The 16942-nt window shown below is 34.3% G+C and carries 11 protein-coding genes; 10 read left to right on the forward strand and 1 reads right to left on the reverse strand.

The window, feature by feature from the left end; translation table 11 throughout:
* The first annotated feature begins 229 nt into the window (after positions 1 to 229).
* The 8 genes from ABEY15_RS12075 (at position 230) to ABEY15_RS12110 (ending at position 13465) form a co-directional block, all read left to right on the forward strand.
* Entirely contained in the window at positions 230 to 4516 is a 4287-nt protein-coding gene (locus ABEY15_RS12075) for a S8 family serine peptidase (RefSeq protein ID WP_429890314.1), read from the forward strand.
* Between the two features lie 165 nt (positions 4517 to 4681).
* Entirely contained in the window at positions 4682 to 5311 is a 630-nt protein-coding gene (locus ABEY15_RS12080; RefSeq protein ID WP_429890316.1) for a DUF6944 family repetitive protein, read from the forward strand.
* Positions 5312 to 5566: 255 nt separating this feature from the next.
* Positions 5567 to 6286: a sigma-70 family RNA polymerase sigma factor gene (locus tag ABEY15_RS12085; protein ID WP_429890317.1), complete on the forward strand. Its 720-nt coding sequence runs from the start codon at positions 5567 to 5569 to the stop codon at positions 6284 to 6286.
* Between the two features lie 30 nt (positions 6287 to 6316).
* Positions 6317 to 6901, forward strand: coding sequence for an ATP-dependent Clp endopeptidase proteolytic subunit ClpP (gene clpP, locus ABEY15_RS12090; RefSeq protein ID WP_429890319.1), 585 nt, complete (start codon positions 6317 to 6319; stop codon positions 6899 to 6901).
* Positions 6902 to 7150: 249 nt separating this feature from the next.
* The gene (locus tag ABEY15_RS12095; protein ID WP_429890320.1) at positions 7151 to 7642 is read left to right on the forward strand and encodes a quercetin 2,3-dioxygenase; all 492 of its coding nucleotides are present in this window, start codon (positions 7151 to 7153) and stop codon (positions 7640 to 7642) included.
* Positions 7643 to 7819: 177 nt separating this feature from the next.
* Entirely contained in the window at positions 7820 to 8371 is a 552-nt protein-coding gene (locus tag ABEY15_RS12100) for an NADPH-dependent FMN reductase (protein WP_429890321.1), read from the forward strand.
* A 292-nt stretch (positions 8372 to 8663) separates the two neighbouring features.
* The gene (locus tag ABEY15_RS12105) at positions 8664 to 9383 is read left to right on the forward strand and encodes a nucleotidyltransferase domain-containing protein (protein WP_429890323.1); all 720 of its coding nucleotides are present in this window, start codon (positions 8664 to 8666) and stop codon (positions 9381 to 9383) included.
* 554 nt (positions 9384 to 9937) lie between these two features.
* Positions 9938 to 13465 (forward strand): S8 family serine peptidase, encoded by a 3528-nt coding sequence (locus ABEY15_RS12110; protein ID WP_429890324.1) that lies wholly within the window; start codon positions 9938 to 9940, stop codon positions 13463 to 13465.
* A 75-nt stretch (positions 13466 to 13540) separates the two neighbouring features.
* Here ABEY15_RS12110 and ABEY15_RS12115 read toward each other — a convergent pair whose 3' ends face one another.
* Positions 13541 to 14659: a GerAB/ArcD/ProY family transporter gene (locus ABEY15_RS12115; protein WP_429890325.1), complete on the reverse strand. Its 1119-nt coding sequence runs from the start codon at positions 14657 to 14659 to the stop codon at positions 13541 to 13543.
* Between the two features lie 161 nt (positions 14660 to 14820).
* Here ABEY15_RS12115 and ABEY15_RS12120 point away from each other — a divergent pair, with 161 nt between their 5' ends.
* Positions 14821 to 15276: a GNAT family N-acetyltransferase gene (locus tag ABEY15_RS12120; RefSeq protein ID WP_429890326.1), complete on the forward strand. Its 456-nt coding sequence runs from the start codon at positions 14821 to 14823 to the stop codon at positions 15274 to 15276.
* Between the two features lie 172 nt (positions 15277 to 15448).
* Positions 15449 to 16432 (forward strand): ketoacyl-ACP synthase III, encoded by a 984-nt coding sequence (locus tag ABEY15_RS12125; RefSeq protein ID WP_429890327.1) that lies wholly within the window; start codon positions 15449 to 15451, stop codon positions 16430 to 16432.
* The last annotated feature ends 510 nt before the right edge of the window (positions 16433 to 16942 follow it).

Consider the following 16942-nt stretch of genomic DNA (forward strand, 5'->3'; position numbering starts at 1 on the left):
TAAAAATAGACTAGGATTATGTTGAAACTTTATCCTTTAGAAAAAAGCAAACGGATTAGTGTACTACTGATCGTTTGCTTTTTTTATTTGAATTTCCTCTACTTTTTTATCTTTTTTTGTAGAAAATATTCGAATTATAAAAAAATTTGTATTTGATAAAATTTACGAAAAATAAAATTATGTCAAATCTAAATATAATAAAACTATCAAGAGAGAGAGGAAGATGGGGATGAAAAAGAAAATGAAAAAAAATGTTACGACCTTGGCAATATCAACAGGTCTTGTAACAAGCGTATTTAATCCGATTTCGATTACACACAATGTTCATGCACAACAAGTGTCAAAGGTGGAACAAGTTTTATCAGCACTTACACCAGCTCAACGTGAGGCAATTAAACAATTAAAAGTGAGTGACAAAGAAGGGCTTCAAGTATCACCTGATTTAGATTTAACAAGTGATGCACCAACTTCTGTCATTGTTGAATTTAAGGACAAGCCAGCACAAACAGCAGTAATGGTAGCAGAAACTAAAGGAACAACTGTTTCTGAAGCAGATGCACAAGCAAAAGTAGATGCTTCACACGAAACGTTTGATAAAGATTTAAAGGGAATTTTTAGTAAAGAGTTAAAAGAAAAGAAAAACCCATACAAAATTAAACGTGCATACAAAAAGGCATTTAATGGAGTATCAATGACACTCCCTGCTAATAAAGTAAAATCATTACTTAAATCGAATGCTGTACAGGCAGTATGGAGTGATTTACAAGTTCAGTTGGATGATCCAACTACTAAAGAAGAAAGTTCTGATCAACAAGGTCCAACTCATAACATGGTAACTTTCCCTGGTGTTGAAAAACTCCATGAAGAGGGTTATACAGGAAAGGGTGTTAAAATTGGTATTCTTGATACTGGTATTGACTACAATCACCCAGATTTAAAAGGTGCATTTAAAGGTGGTTATGATTTCGTCGATAATGACAATGATCCAATGGAAACAACATATGCTGATTGGAAAAAGTCTGGAATGCCTGAAACAAATGGTGGAGAAGCTTATTATACTGAGCATGGTACACATGTAGCTGGAATTATTGCTGGACAAGGTAAAAATAATGCAGATTACGCGGTTACTGGTGTTGCACCAGATGCTGACATTTATTCTTATCGTGTTTTAGGACGATATGGATCTGGTCAAACGTCAGCAATTTTAGCTGGTATCGACAAAGCGGTAACAGACGGAATGGATATTATCAGTATGTCTCTTGGAGCAAATTACAATGATCCGTTATATCCTACGGCAATTGCAGTAAATAATGCTGTACTTTCAGGAGTAACAGCAGTTGTTGCAGCAGGAAACTCAGGAAATAGAATGTATTCATTAGGCTCACCAGGTAATGCTCCTTTGGCTATTACTGTAGGTGCAAGTGATACTTCTGTTACGATACCACAATATACAGCAACAGCTCATTTATCAACAGGTGATTCACCATCTGATCTAAAGTTAGCTGCGCAAGGTAATACTGATAATGTAACGGATTTCCAAGGACAAACATATCAAATGGTAAATGTAGGTTCTGGAGCTGATACTGTTTATTACAAACGAGATGCAAATGGTCAATATACAATACCATACGATGTAAAAGGTAAAATTGTCCTTGCTCAACGTGGTAACTTAGGTATCGCAGATATCGTACGTATTGCGAAATCACATGGAGCAAAGGCTGTTGTTTTAGTCAATACTACTGGCGATACATTACAAGATGTATTTTTAGGTAACACATATGGATATCTTCCAACATTTTTAATCAACAACAAACAAGGTAGTGCTATTGCTAATCAATTACCTTTAACTGAAGCTAAGAAAGGTTCTACAATCGACTTCACATTCGGGAATATGAGCCAAACGGTTACAACAGGTAATAAACTAGCAGACTTTAGTTCTCGCGGTCCTTCACGTGTGTTATATGATATTAAACCAGAAGTAACAGCACCAGGTGTTTCAGTCTTCTCAACTGTACCTGCTTATATGCATAAAGATGATAACGGCAATGCATTGTCAGATTATCAAAATGCGTATGAACGTTTATCTGGTACATCAATGGCTACACCAAACGTTTCTGGGGTAGCGGCATTACTAAAACAAGCTCATCCAGACATGACGCCAGCGGATATTAAGGCTTCTCTTATGAATACAGCTGATCCGTTAAACGATAAATACAGTGTATATGAAGTAGGGGCAGGGCTTGTAAATCCATACAAAGCTGTTCATGCACAAACAGAAATTCAAGTGAAAGACAAAACGAAAACGTATACTGGTAGTTCTAATGATGCGATTACACTTGCAAGTAAGGGAATCAAAACAATTAAAAACATTACTGGTGCATTAAGTTTTGGCGAACAAGCAGTTGATAGCAAAGATCTTTCAGATTCGCGTTCAATGACGTTCTTTAATAAGAGTTCTGAGGATAAAACATTTGATGTAAAAGTTCAATTCCAAACATTAGGTGCAAGGTTCACAAATGACTCTAGAGCAGACCAAGATGCTGCTGCTAATGGCGTTACATTAGATGTTAAATCATCTGTAAAAGTGAAACGATACAGTAGTGCTAATATGGATGCGACAATCAATGTTCCTAAATCTGCAAAACTTGGAACATACGAAGGTTATGTAATTTATACAAATCAAAAAAATCCAGATGAAACATATAAAATTCCGTTTGCTATTCATACAGTAAAAGAAGGTATTGAATATGTAAAAGGTACTCCAGAAGCATTTACATTACCGTATGAAGCAGGAAGTAATGCGACAAGATGGTCAATTGGTACAAGCTTTAAACTAAATTCTCATATGCGTACATTTGACTTCTTCTTAGTAGATCCAAAGACAAATGAAGAAATCGGTTACCTTGGTACTGCTGATGGAATGGGTGCAGATGAAAATATCGAGTATTATTTCCAAGGTGTATTAAATCAGGGTCAATATAGCCCATTAACAGGAGATCCAGATAACCCAATCGCATTTGATTATAAAGAAGTTGATCCAGGACTATGGAAAATTAGATTAGTTGGTACAAATGATAATGGTGAAACATTCACGAAAGATGCTCCGGTTTATTATGGAGAGAAAGAACCAAAGGTTACAATGAACTACGAGGCAGGTCAAATCGTAGAAACTGCTAATGCAACAGATAAAAATGTTACAGTAACAGGTAATGCATTTGATAAAAACATAGCTGAAATGCAAGCAGCAGGCATTACTGCTTCACAGGGCGATAATAAAATGTATTATTATAATCCAAATAATTCTGCTGAAATCAATATTCCAGTAGATCAAAATGGTAACTTTAATTCAACTATACCATTGGCAACAGCTGGCCCTATATCATTACCAATTACAGAGTATGATTTCTATGATAGAGATAAATCAACTGTAGAAAATTATGGAAGCTTTAAAGACGTATACTTTGTGAAAAAAGGAACTGCTTATACTTCAGCAATTTCGGATAAACAAAGAATCAACATGGGTGATTCAACAACCGTAACATTCTCCACTAAAAATGTAGCAACTTCAGTGAAAAAAGCTGAATATTCATTCTTATATCCAACTAAGTTCTTAGACGTTACGAATGTAAAGGCGCATGGAACATACGATGGTAAGTTAGATGTTAAATATACATCTACACCGTTTAACGGTACTTACACTGTAATGACAATCACTGCAACAGCTCTTGGTGACCTTGCGACTACTGGTATTACGGGAGATACTTCTTTAGTAGATGTAACATTTAAAACAAAAGACCAATACTACAAAGGACCAATGACGTTTGAAGATCCAACTGGTTCATCAAGATTCTTTAAAGCTGTCTATACAAATGTAGATAATAGCACAGTAACAACTCAAGGTATTCAACCTTATTTCTACATCACTCCTACTTATTCACTAATGAGAGGAGCAGTTCAGGCAGAAGGATTAGCTTTAGGATTTGACAATACGGGTGCTCCGAATATGAAAAAGATTGACTATGCTAAAGCTGGCTCAAAAATAAGTGTGAAGGATGCTGATGGAAAAGAATACGGAGTATCTGATCCACTTGGATATAGTTCAACTGCTCCATTTGGTTTTACAACTAGACTACCGATTACAGATAAGCCATTTACATTATCAATTGACGTACCAGGACATTTCACATTCAAGAAAGACTTTACAGTTGGTATAAAAGAAGACGGTAAAGTGACAGCTGGTTCTAAACCAGTTGACTATAGTTATATCCCTGGTGGAGATGTAGATAAAAACAATGTAATCGACGTAAAAGATGCTTTATACATCGAAACATATTGGGGCACGAATAAGCGTGATGCGGATATCAACTATGATGGTGTAGTTGATGAAAAGGATATGCAATATGTAATTGATAACTACTCTATGCAAAATCCATGGGATGACAATGCAGGTAAGCCAGTTAAGAAATATAAAGGTAAAACTTTAGATGATGTTTTAACTGACCTTGGTTTAGAGTAATTGAATAATAGATTTATAGTAAATCGGTGACGACAACATGTCGTTACCGATTTTTTTATAGTCCCGTTTAGAGAGGATATTTTTAATTAATACTAATAGGAACACAATCAGACCTTCATTCATAATACTACGATAAAGGGTCCTTTTAGCAGGTTGGTGGTTGAATTGGGAGGCGAGTCAAAAGCAATAGTAGGATCTGTAATCGTATCAATTGGAACTATAACAGCTGCAATTGGTTCTACACCATCCAACTTCATAAAAAGTAGTGTTCGTGATGACTTAACTCTAATCGGAAATGTTTTGCAGGCTACAGGAAATGGTATTGATGCTGGAGCAGAGGGGACTGTACTTAGGGCAGTTGGAAAAGAAATAACAGCAATTGGGAATGTTACTGTTGTTTCAGGACTTGTTTTAGACATTCGGAAAGAATCATCCTATAAATTATTCATTGCAGGTAATTTGTTACAAGCTCTTGGGTTAGGTGTTAATGTTGGAGATGCGATTGAGCTTACCCCATTTTCTGGCCAATCCGAAAACATTGTAGGAGGCATAACACAAATTATAGGAAACACCATGCAGGCAATAGGTTGGTCAGACGCACTATTTGAAATTAGAGAAGATGAGAATAAGCAAAAAAATATTGGCTATTATGAGGACTATCTAAAAAAAAGTAATGGCCAATCCGAATCCGAATCCGAATCCGAAATATTGGTAGCGACGGGAAGCTGGATCCAAGCAATAGGTTCTGTTATTTCAGTCATTGGAGCAATAAAAGAAGTAACAGAGGCCAATTAATCGGAAAGAAAGCAAGACTTTATTTATTAAATATCAAATATAGACTAAAAGCGTGGATAAATGATTCACGCTTTTTTGTGTTGTTAGATATTTTCGTAATTGTGTTAAAATGCATTAAAATAGAAAATGAAGGATAAATTTAGAAGAGTTTTGGTTTAAATTACATAGATTAAATAAAAAACTTTTTGACCCCGTATCTTTTTAAACTTCTTTTGCGTTTATAGGTTAGAGAGTGTTAATAAAGGAGTGAACAAAATGTCTAGTAAGTTTAGCCTACACAGAATAGAAAAGGGAAAACAGGATGAAATGACTGATGAGTTCGTTTGGAAGGAGTATTATCCAAAACTGCAACGCTATTGTCGTTTTCTAGCCCAAAATGAGTGGGACGGTGACGATATTGCTCAGGAAGCATTTTTTAAAGCAGTAAAATATTATAACAAAGAAAAAATGAATTCTGCTTTATTAAATAAAATAGCTTACAACCATTGGATTGATACTTTACGAAAAAGAAAAGAAGAAACGATAACTCCTGATTTTGAACTTTCTAAATATGTAGCTAGTCATCCGATTGATCATAAAATGAATAGTGTGGAGCTCTTACTTAAACATTTTACTCCAAAACAAGCGGTTATCTTTTTTCTAAAAGAAGCATTCCAATATAAATCTAAGGAAATTGCAGACATTTTAGGAACAACAGAAATAGCCATAAAATCTAGCCTGCATCGAGCGAAAAAGCGTTTGGATAAATCGAGCAATGAGGCGGAATCCCATTCTTTAGAATATTTTTGGAATGAGGAAGAACGCGAGAAGCTTGAAGAAATTTTTCAAATAGCTTTAGAAGCGCAAGACCCTACCGTCTTAATTCAAGCGATCCCTTCCCTTGATCGTATTGTTGAAAGCCCTAAAATGGTATTCCGTAATTTCCAGCCAGCTCGAACTCAATCTCCTTCAAGCACTCTCTGCATGGCTGCATAGCCAATTAACGCTTTTAAGGAGGATTTTTAAATGACGACAATTCCTTATGTAATTGAACAATCTAATCGTGGTGAACGTTCATATGATATTTATTCCCGTTTGTTAAAAGATCGAATTATTATTATCGGTGATGAAATAAATGATCATGTAGCAAATAGTGTAGTTGCACAATTGTTATTTTTAGCTGCAGATGCACCTGATAAAGAAATTTCACTTTATATAAATAGCCCTGGAGGGTCGACTTCAGCGGGATTTGCGATTTATGATACGATGCAATTTATAAAACCCGATGTTAGAACTATTTGTACGGGAATGGCAGCATCATTTGGTGCGATGCTTTTGCTGGCAGGAACAAAAGGTAAGCGTTCTGCACTACCTAACAGCGAAATCATGATTCACCAGCCATTAGGAGGAGCAAAAGGCCAGGCAACAGAAATTGAAATATCAGCTCGTCGAATACTAAAACTACGTGAGCATATTAATCAAATAATTGCCGACCGAACTGGTCAGTCAGTTGAGAAAGTAGCAAAGGATACAGATCGAGATTATTTTATGAGTGCAGAAGAAGCGAAAGAATATGGAATCATTGATGAGATTCTGTATCCTAATAATTAAATAAATTATCTAATGAAAAAGGTTAGCGGTGCTAGCCTTTTTTTGCATGCTTAAAAATCTTATCAAATTAAACTGTATGTTCCATAACAGAGGACTGTAAGACAAGGTTAAGCGCTATTTATTTAAATTTATTAATCTATCAAAAGGAATGTATAAGCTAATTTTCTATGAATAGCATTAGTTAGTAGGTTAATAGTTCAATCTAAAAACTAAATACAATTATGTAAATCTCAAATGAGGGGGATCAAAATGACTTTCGAACAAAAGGGTATGGCAGGTTTTATGCACCGAGGTATTACAGAAGAGAATACTTACTTCTTTCTAAATGATTTTACTTCCATATTAGTAAGTGGGGAAGACACAAACGGGACTTTTTGTGTCTTGCATTGCAACGGTAAAAAAGACGGTGGCCCTCCTCTGCACGTACATGAATTAGAAGATGAAACATTTTATGTATTAGAAGGGGAAATTACTTTTTTTATTGGGGATCATACAATTTTAGCAAAGGCTGGAGATTATGTATTTGCTCCTCGAGGGATTCCTCATACATTTAAAGTATGCTCTGAAGAAACACAATTCATCGTTACTGCTTATCCATCAGGTTTTGACCAATTTGTAAAAGAACTATCTGTGCCATTTCATAAAGGATTCAAAAAGCCTGAAGCCCCTCCTTCGGTTGAAAAAATACAGAAGTTGATTGAGGTGTCAAAGAAATATAAAATCTCTTATCCAACTATCTAATTTTTTTCCCTAATATCTCACTGGAAATTTTTTTAAAGGATCAAACGCTTGTAAATTTAGTCGAAATTTAAGTTACTTTGAATAAAAATTTATTTAATTAAATAAAAGGTAAATTATGGGAAATATAGAATACTTTATGTTGGAAGAATTCAGTGGGAAATTAAGGAGGAAGATCTAATGTCAAACGAAAATTTAAATATCGGGATTATTTTAGGAAGCACTCGTAAAGGTCGAGTAAGCCCTCAAGTAGGAGAGTGGGTAAAAGAGATCGCCGACAAACGTGGAGATGTAAATTATGAAATTGTAGACATTGCTGATTACCAATTACCGTTTTTAGGAACAACTGATGGAACAGAGCCTGGAATTGCAGCTTGGAATGGAAAACTTGCTAGTTTAGATGGATTTGTATTCATAGTATCTGAATACAATCACAGTATTTCAGGAGCGTTAAAAAATGCACTTGATTTTGCGCGTGAAGCTTGGAACAACAAAGCAGCCGGAATCGTAAGCTATGGTTCAACTGGTGGTGCTCGTGCAGCAGAACACTTACGTGGAATCTGTGGTGAATTATTAATTGCTGATGTGAAAACTCATCCAACATTGTCTTTATTTACGGATTTTGAGAACTTTTCTACATTTAAACCTGCAGATCTACATCTTAATAATGTCAATTTAATGCTTGACCAGGTTGTTGCTTGGAGTGGTGCATTGAAGGTTTTAAGAAAATAAAAAAGTTTTTAATCTGAAAATCGGCTAAAAAAACGTTTATAGTATTTAATACTTAGCTACAAAAAAGTAATTATAGCAGTAGACTAAAAAAGTTTGATTTTAGTAGGTTAAGAGCAATTCCTGATTTTCCAGGAGGTGTTCTTTTTTTTGCTAAATTTGATGGATTACTCAGTTTGTTACAAGGAATTTCTGATAACTTGATGGGAAGCGATCAATAACAACATCAAGCGATTGTCCTTTGAAATATTAAGTATACTTAAATTAGACGATGTTTAAAAATGAGGTGATGAAAATGGGTTATTTAAATAAGTTAGACCATATTGAAGCGGCAAAATATTATATTCATAAGTATTTTCCAAACTGTCAGGGGGCATTATTAGCGGGTAGCGTAGTTCGAGGTGAGGCAACCGAAACATCTGATCTTGATATTGTTATTTTTGATGAAAGCCTTAACTCTTCTTACAGAGAGTCGTTAAAAGAACTTGGTTGGGACATAGAAATTTTTGTACATAATTTATCATCTTATAAACAATTTTTTGAAAGTGATTACAAGAGAGCTAGACCTGCATTGCCGAGGATGGTTTCTGAGGGATTCATCTTAAAAGATGAAGGAATAATTGAGGATATAAAAAAAGAAGCAAATGAATTATTAGATAAAGGGCCAGAAAGATGGACAGGGGAAACGATCAAAATAAAGCGATATTTTATAACGGATGCACTAAATGATTTTATAGGTTCCTCTAATAGAGCGGAAGAATTATTTATCGCTAATACAATAGCCGAGCTAGTAAGTGAATTCGTTTTAAGAACAAATTGTAAATGGATTGATTCTTCAAAATGGCTTGTTCGCTCTTTAAGAAATTATAATGAGGATTTCGCTAACAGTTTTGTAGAAGCTTTTGATTCGTTTTATAGGACTGGTGAAAAGAATCGAATAATCAAATTAGTTGATGAAGTTTTGCAACCTTTTGGAGGACAGTTGTTTGAAGGCTTTTCTTTAGGAAAAATGTAAGTTTCTTAATTTAATCGTAAGTTAGTAAAGGAAAAAGAGTCATATTTATTGCTCTTTTTTATTTTGGAAAGATTTAAAAGTCAAAGAGTACCTATTTTAATGATTACGTTCCTATTTATGTGTAAAATTCAAAATTTTTCGACATTTATACCACTTTTGATAGGTCATTTATCCTGTTTTTTTCGTCAAGGTTATAGAATTTTTGCTAAAAAAATACGTTTTTTGTTTGATTTTTCCCAATTTTCAGTTTAATAACTCGGACAAAAACATAAAAAATCCGACAAAAAAATATATTTTTTTCCATGTTATAACATATTTTTGTGTCTATTTGACATTGTTGAGTGTGAATTTGATAAAAAAGTTTGTTAATGAAATAAGTAGAATTCCCCCAATACACGTTCACTGGGGTTGGATGTAAAATTTGAATGTATTTAATTAACAACCACGAAAATCAGATGAATAGGAAAACTTAAGTCTGTTATTATATTTAACTATTACTCTATGGATCCAAGGTGGATTTAAGTAAATACGAATAAAATTGTAGGAGTGTTGTTATGAAAAACGGAAAATTTAAAGCGTTTAAAGTTATGTCTACAACTGCTTTAGTTTCATTACTTTTTACATCACTAGCTTTCGCGGACAATGATAACGTTACACCTCAAACTGATTCAACTGAAGGAATGGTTGAACAAGGAGCATTTACTAAGAATAATTTAGATTTATCTCAAGAAAATTCAATGTATAAAGAAAACAACAGTCAAGAAGTTACAAATACGTTTAAACCTGATGATGAAGTGCATTTAATTGTTGAGGTAGATGAGCCAGCTGATAGCGAGCAAGCGACACCTGAGCATAAAAAAGCAATGTTTAAACAAAAGCAAGACAACGTAATTGATGAAATCTCCAAAGAAAAAAATTCTAAATCAAATGCAGCTTTTAAAGTAAAGCACCGTTACTTTGAAGGTTTTAATGGATTCAGTATTGAAACAGAATATAAAAATTTAAAAGATATCCAGTCGATCCCTGGCGTTAAGCATGTTCAAGTTGCTAGAACATTCCATGAAACGATGGCAGCAAGTAAAGAATTAGTACAAGCTCAAAAGGTTTGGGAGCAATATGGTTATAAAGGGGAAGGCTTAGTAGTAGGAGTTGTAGATTCTGGTATTGATTGGACTCATAAAGATATGACATTATCAGATACTGCTAAAGCGAAAGAAAAATGGACAAAGGATAAATTTGACCAGTTTGCAACAACAACAGATGTAAATGAAACTTGGTATTCAGATAAAGTACCATCTGGATATGACTGGGCAGATAATGATACGAATGTTATTCCTGGGCCAAAAGGTAGCTCACATGGTACACACGTTTCTGGAACAATCGGAGCAAACGGTGACGATTCTAAAGGTGGAGTTGCTGGTATTGCGCCGGGCGTACAGCTATTAGCAGAAAAAGTATTCTCTGATAATGGTGGCGGTGCTTATGAAGATGATATTATTGCAGGAATCGAACATGCTGTTACAATGGGTGCTGATGTTATCAACATGAGCTTAGGCAGTGACGCTGGTTATGTAGATGAAAATTATGATCCAATCCAAAAAGCAATCAGAAATGCGACTGAAAAAGGTACCTTAGTTGTAGTAGCAGCTGGAAATTCAGCATTCAGTTCACAAGCTCTTTTAACGCCTGCAACAGTAAAACCATTTGCAGAAAATCCTGATATTGGAACAGTTGGATCACCAGGAGTCAGTCCATTCGCAGTATCGGTTGCTTCCTATGAAAATTCTAAAATGCATATGAATGCAATTTCGGATGGTAGTCTAGCGGTACCTTTCAAAGACCATTCTCAATATGGACAAGCATTTAATGTATCTAATAATCTATTACCGAATACAAATTATGATTTGGTATATGTAAATGAAGGGAAAACAGCGGCTGATTTTCCAAAAGGTAAAACGAACTACATTGCCGTTGTTAAACTTTTAAATTCATATAGTTCTGTTTCGAGCATTCAATTTACTGCAAAAGCTGCAGGAGCAAAGGCTATCATTATGATACCATCTTCAAACACGCCTGATTATGCAACTCTACCTGTAACTGGATCTGCAACACCGACTGCTTCAACAAGTAAATCGATCGGACAAGCATTATTAGATAAAATGAGTAAAATGCCTACAGGTCAATATTTAAGTATGAAAAATATCGGCGATTATTGGGTAGATAATCCTGCTAAAGATTCGATGTCTTATTTTTCATCAATGGGTACAACTCCAACATTAGATTTTAAACCTGAAATTTCGGCTCCAGGTGGAAATATTTATTCAACAATACCTGGAAATAGTTATCAGGTGATGAGTGGTACATCGATGGCGACGCCACATGTTGCTGGTGGTTCAGCTTTAGTATTACAATCACTTTATGAAAAAGGTCTACAACACTCAGAAGATACAGTTTTAAAAGCAAAAGTTGCATTAATGAATACATCTAAGGTCATTATGGATCCAAGAACAAATAGTGAAGTTCCATATTCACCACGTATTCAAGGGTCTGGTTTAATGCAAATTCAAAATGCTATTAATACACCAGTTGTTGTAACAAATCGAAACGCTCCTTTAGAACAGGCTGGTTCGGTAGCTCTAAAAGAAATCGGACAAAATACAAGCTTTAAATTAAACGTGGATGCTTTTGATGCACCTAAAGGGAAAAATAATAGTGCAGATATTGAATACAATGTATATGTTGATTTATTAAAAGATAAGACAGAAACAAAGCAATTTGATTTTGATCATGATGGCCAATTAGATTCAAAAGATTATTTAACTTTATCGAGTGAACAAATTAAGGGAGCAAAGGTCACTGTAAATGATAATATCGTAACAGATGAAATAGGGTCTACATTGAAAATCAAACCAGGTCAATCAAAAATGTTAACGGTTAATATATCATTACCAGATTCATTAAAGAAAAATAGTTTCGTAGAAGGATATGTTCGTCTTGTACCGGTAGCAAAAGACCAAGATAAAGCTGTACCGTTAACTATGCCTTATATGGGCTTCTATGGAAAATGGGATGAGCCACGGAACATCGATGCTCCAGCTTGGGAAAAGGAATCATTTGCAGGACATACTGCACTTTGGAATGATGCTACAGAGGGAGGAGCACCTTTAGGATACAATGGGGCAGGCTTTGACCTTAACCATATTGCATTCTCTCCAAACTTTATAGATAAAGGGATCTTTGGAGGAATGGCGGTTTTACGTAACCTAGAAAAAGCTGAGATCTCTATTGAAGATTCAACAGGAAAACAGCTTAAATATCTAGGTAACTACAGTGAATATACTGGTACTGGTGAGCCTTGGAAATTTAATAAAAATATAATGTTTAATGCAGATTATGGATATAATTTATATCAATGGGATATGAAAGACGAAACAGGAAACTTTGTTCCAGATGGTACTTACTATTACGTAATTAAAACAACATTGGCATATCCAAACGCTAAACCACAAACGGTTAAAATGCCGATGATCGTAGACTCAGTGTTACCAACAGTTTCTGATATCAAAGTAACGCCAAAAGACGGAAAATATGAAATAACATTTAACGCGACAGATAATGCAACTGACTTTCACTATGCAGATGTTTATGTAAACGGAAAATTTAATGAACTAAGACCTGGACAAAAATCTCTAACGGTTACTACTGAACCAAAAGGTATGGTAATTCAAGCTACCGATTATGCAGGAAACAGGTCTTGGACTAGATGGGGAGATCAAAGCTATAATTCACAATCAATGGTAATGCAAACTTGGGGGATTTCTCCTTCTACAGGAATTAACGAATCTAAACCAGCAAAAATTAGTGTTTTTGGTTATAACAGAGCAGACTGGACGATTAATGTTAAAGATGCTAATGGAAAACTTGTAGATTCAGCTACGTTTGAAAATGAGCATACATTTAGAACACCATGGGCACCAGATAAAGATCTTCCAAATGGCACATATTACGTTACAGTAGATGTTGTTACGAAAGACGGTTTTAAATTTACAACAGCACCTAAAACTGTTACGGTTATTCAATAATATTAAAATTGAAAAGTAGACATAACAAAAAGGCTCAGTGAAAACTGAAGCCTTTTTGTTATGTCTATTTATTCGTTAATTGTAATTCAAGTCTTCTTTATTACTTTTTAGTTTCCCTTGGAAAAGGAGAACTAGTAATAAACTAACTGGAATAATTATTTGAAGTGGAATGTGAAGTAAATACGGGACTAAATCGGTCCCCTCTTTATGATGCTCAAGAAAGCTTGAAGCCACCCATATTGAAGTAACAACAGTAATTATGCCTATAGGATAGACCAACTGGTCGCTTTTCTTTACATTAAATAAATCTGCAGCTCCAGCTACTGCACAATAAAGGTAAATTGTAATTTTTACAAAGGAATTGCATACTGAAATTACAACAATGAAAGTGTCCAATCTTTGAATGAAATCGGCAATATTAATATAACTAACGGATGTTAAAAGAGGGTAGGTCGTTCTTTCAATAGTGGATGCTCCTAATATTGCTGTATTTAATACTGTAAATAAGGTTAATATAATTCCCGAAAATAAAAAGGCCGGTATTCCTACCTTTATTGCTAAATCTTGTTTATTTAATTGTGGCATAATCATTGTAAATGTCAGAATCTCACCAAAAGGTACTGTTAAAAAAATGGGAAAAGCCTTAAAAATTGGTTTCCATCCGTTTTCTAAAACGGGTCTTAAATTATCCATTTTTATCAAATTTGAAATGATTTCAAACCCTATAAATATAACAACAAGAAACATGATCATGATAAATATAAATTCACATGATCGAGCGAATGTTTCTAGTCCTTTAGAAATTGCATACATGATTAATAACATCATGATTAATCCAATTGAAATTAGAGAAGAAGCATTATACAAAGTGATTGTTAATAAATCCTCAAAATCACGTAAAGTCCGTGCAGCAATATAAAGAAAATATAAAATGTAAAATAATGCTATTATTTTCCCAACATATTTCCCTAAAATAATTTGAATATATTTTGTTAAGGGTAAATCAGGAAATAACGAATATAACTTAATATACACAGTAAATAGTAAACAAGCTACAAAAAGTCCGACTAATAAACTAATCCATCCATCTTGTTTAGCCCTAGTAAATATTTCGATTGGTGGTGAAGCACCAACCCCAAATATAAAAATCATGCAAAAGAATTGAAAACCACTTATATTTAATTTACGATTCATTTGAATTCCTTCTTTTGACTTCTAATTTTTCTTCTAGATAATTATTTTTTCCATAAAATTCTATTTTATTAAGGGTTTAGATAAATAATCTAGTCAGGAGTTTGAAAAAAATTTAGTATAATGAATGCAATCATAAAAAAGAGGAATGAGGTGGTCATGGCATGGAAATTAAAGTTGATGATTTAACTGGAACTGAAGTTGCTAAGCTAATTAGTGAGCATCTACAAGGTATGACACAGCATTCTCCACTTGAAAGCATACATGCTTTAAATCTTGAAGGATTAAAGAAACCGGAAATTACGTTTTGGAGTGTATGGGAACATAGTGAATTAGTTGGATGTGGGGCTCTAAAAGAACTTGATCCTTTGCATGGAGAAGTAAAATCAATGAGAACTTCTTCAGCTCATTTAAGAAAAGGTGTGGCAAGGCGGATGCTCCAACACATCATCGAAGAGGCGAAAAGTAGAGGCTACAAGCGAATAAGTTTGGAAACAGGTTCAATGGAGGCATTCGATCCAGCAAAAAAACTATATGAACTCTTTGGTTTTAAGTATTGTAAGCCTTTTGCTGCTTATAAAGATGACCCAAGTAGTGTTTTTATGACACTAGAATTGTAATATTTTTTAAGTAAAGTTGCTGTTGTAGCAACTTTATTTAGTTTAATCCCCAACTAATTAACCCCCTAAATTAAAAGAATGAAAAAAATTTAAAATAAAATTAGTACCTAGTGTTAATATCTGGTGATATAATATTGGAAAGATATTAAAAAATATGACTGAGGTGACCAGAATGCAAAATTCGAAAGCACGTATCACTGCAATAGGTTCATATGTACCAGAAAAAGTATTAACAAATAAGGAGTTAGAAAAAATAGTTGAAACAAATGATGAATGGATTGTAAAGCGAACTGGCATAAAAGAGAGAAGAATTGCAAATGGAAATGAACATACAAGCGACTTAAGCTTTAAGGCAATAAAAGATTTGATGGGAAAATACAATAAGTCTGTTGAAGATGTTGATATGATTATCGTTTGTACTTTAACACCAGACTTCAAAACCCCAAGTGTTGCTTCAATTATCCAAGCAAAGCTTGGGATAAAAAATGCTGGGGCAATTGATTTAAATGCTGCTTGCGCAGGTTTTACTTACGGTTTGTATATGGCAAATGGATTAATAACATCCGGACTAAATCGAAAAATATTAGTAGTTGGAGCAGAAACCTTATCTAAAATAACCGATTATGAAGATCGCACTACTTGCATTTTATTTGGCGATGGCGCTGGTGCAGCTTTAGTAGAGTATGATGAAGAACAACCTAGCTTCATTTCCTCATACTTAGGATCAGAGGGTGAAAAAGGGAAACATTTATATTGTTCAAATTTATCAAATCAAATGTTTGGTGAAGAGATAATTAATAACAATAATATCATTCAAAATGGACGCGAGGTATACAAGTGGGCAGTTACGACAGTACCCAAAGGAATGCAAGCTGTATTAAATAATGGATCCACTTTATTAAATGAAGTCGATTGGTTTGTTCCACATAGTGCAAATTTAAGAATGATTGAATCAATCTGCGAAAGAAGTGAATTTCCAATCGATAAAACATTAAATAGCTTAGTAGATTGCGGAAATACATCATCAGCAACGATTCCATTATCTTTAGTTAAGGGAGTAAAAGAAGGAAAACTTAAATATGGAGATAAGGTTTTATTGTATGGATTTGGTGGTGGATTAACTCATGCAGGATTACTTATTAATTGGACTTTGTAATCGAAAACTCATTAAAAGCGAGAAGGTGAAAAAAGGTTCCTCATGAGCGGTTTATGAGGAAGTAAAAAAGCAAAAAGAAGAAGGTAGGTTCCTCATGAGTGGTTTATGAGGAAGTAAAGAAGCAAAAAGAAGAAGGTAGGTTCCTCATGAGTGGTTTATGAGGAAGTAAAGAAGCAAGAAAATGAAAATAAGTTCCTCATGAGTGGTTTATAAGGAAGTAAAGAAGCAAGAAAATGAAAATAAGTTCCTCATAAGGGGTTCATGAGGAAGTAAAAAAGCGAAAAGAAGAAAATAAGTTCCTCATGAGGAGTTCATGAGGAAGTAAAGAAGCAAGAAGATGGAAATAAGTTCCTCATGAGTGGTTCATGAGGAAGTAAAAAAGCAAAAGGAAGAAAATAAGTTCCTCATGAGGAAGTAAAGAAGCAAGAAGATGGAAATAAGTTCCTCATGAGCGGTTCATGAGGAAGTAAAAAAGCAAATAGAAGAAAAAAGGTTCCTCATAACAGGCTC

This window comes from Gottfriedia acidiceleris (assembly GCF_050457485.1).
Classification (GTDB): Bacteria; Bacillota; Bacilli; order Bacillales; family Bacillaceae_G; genus Gottfriedia; species Gottfriedia acidiceleris_D.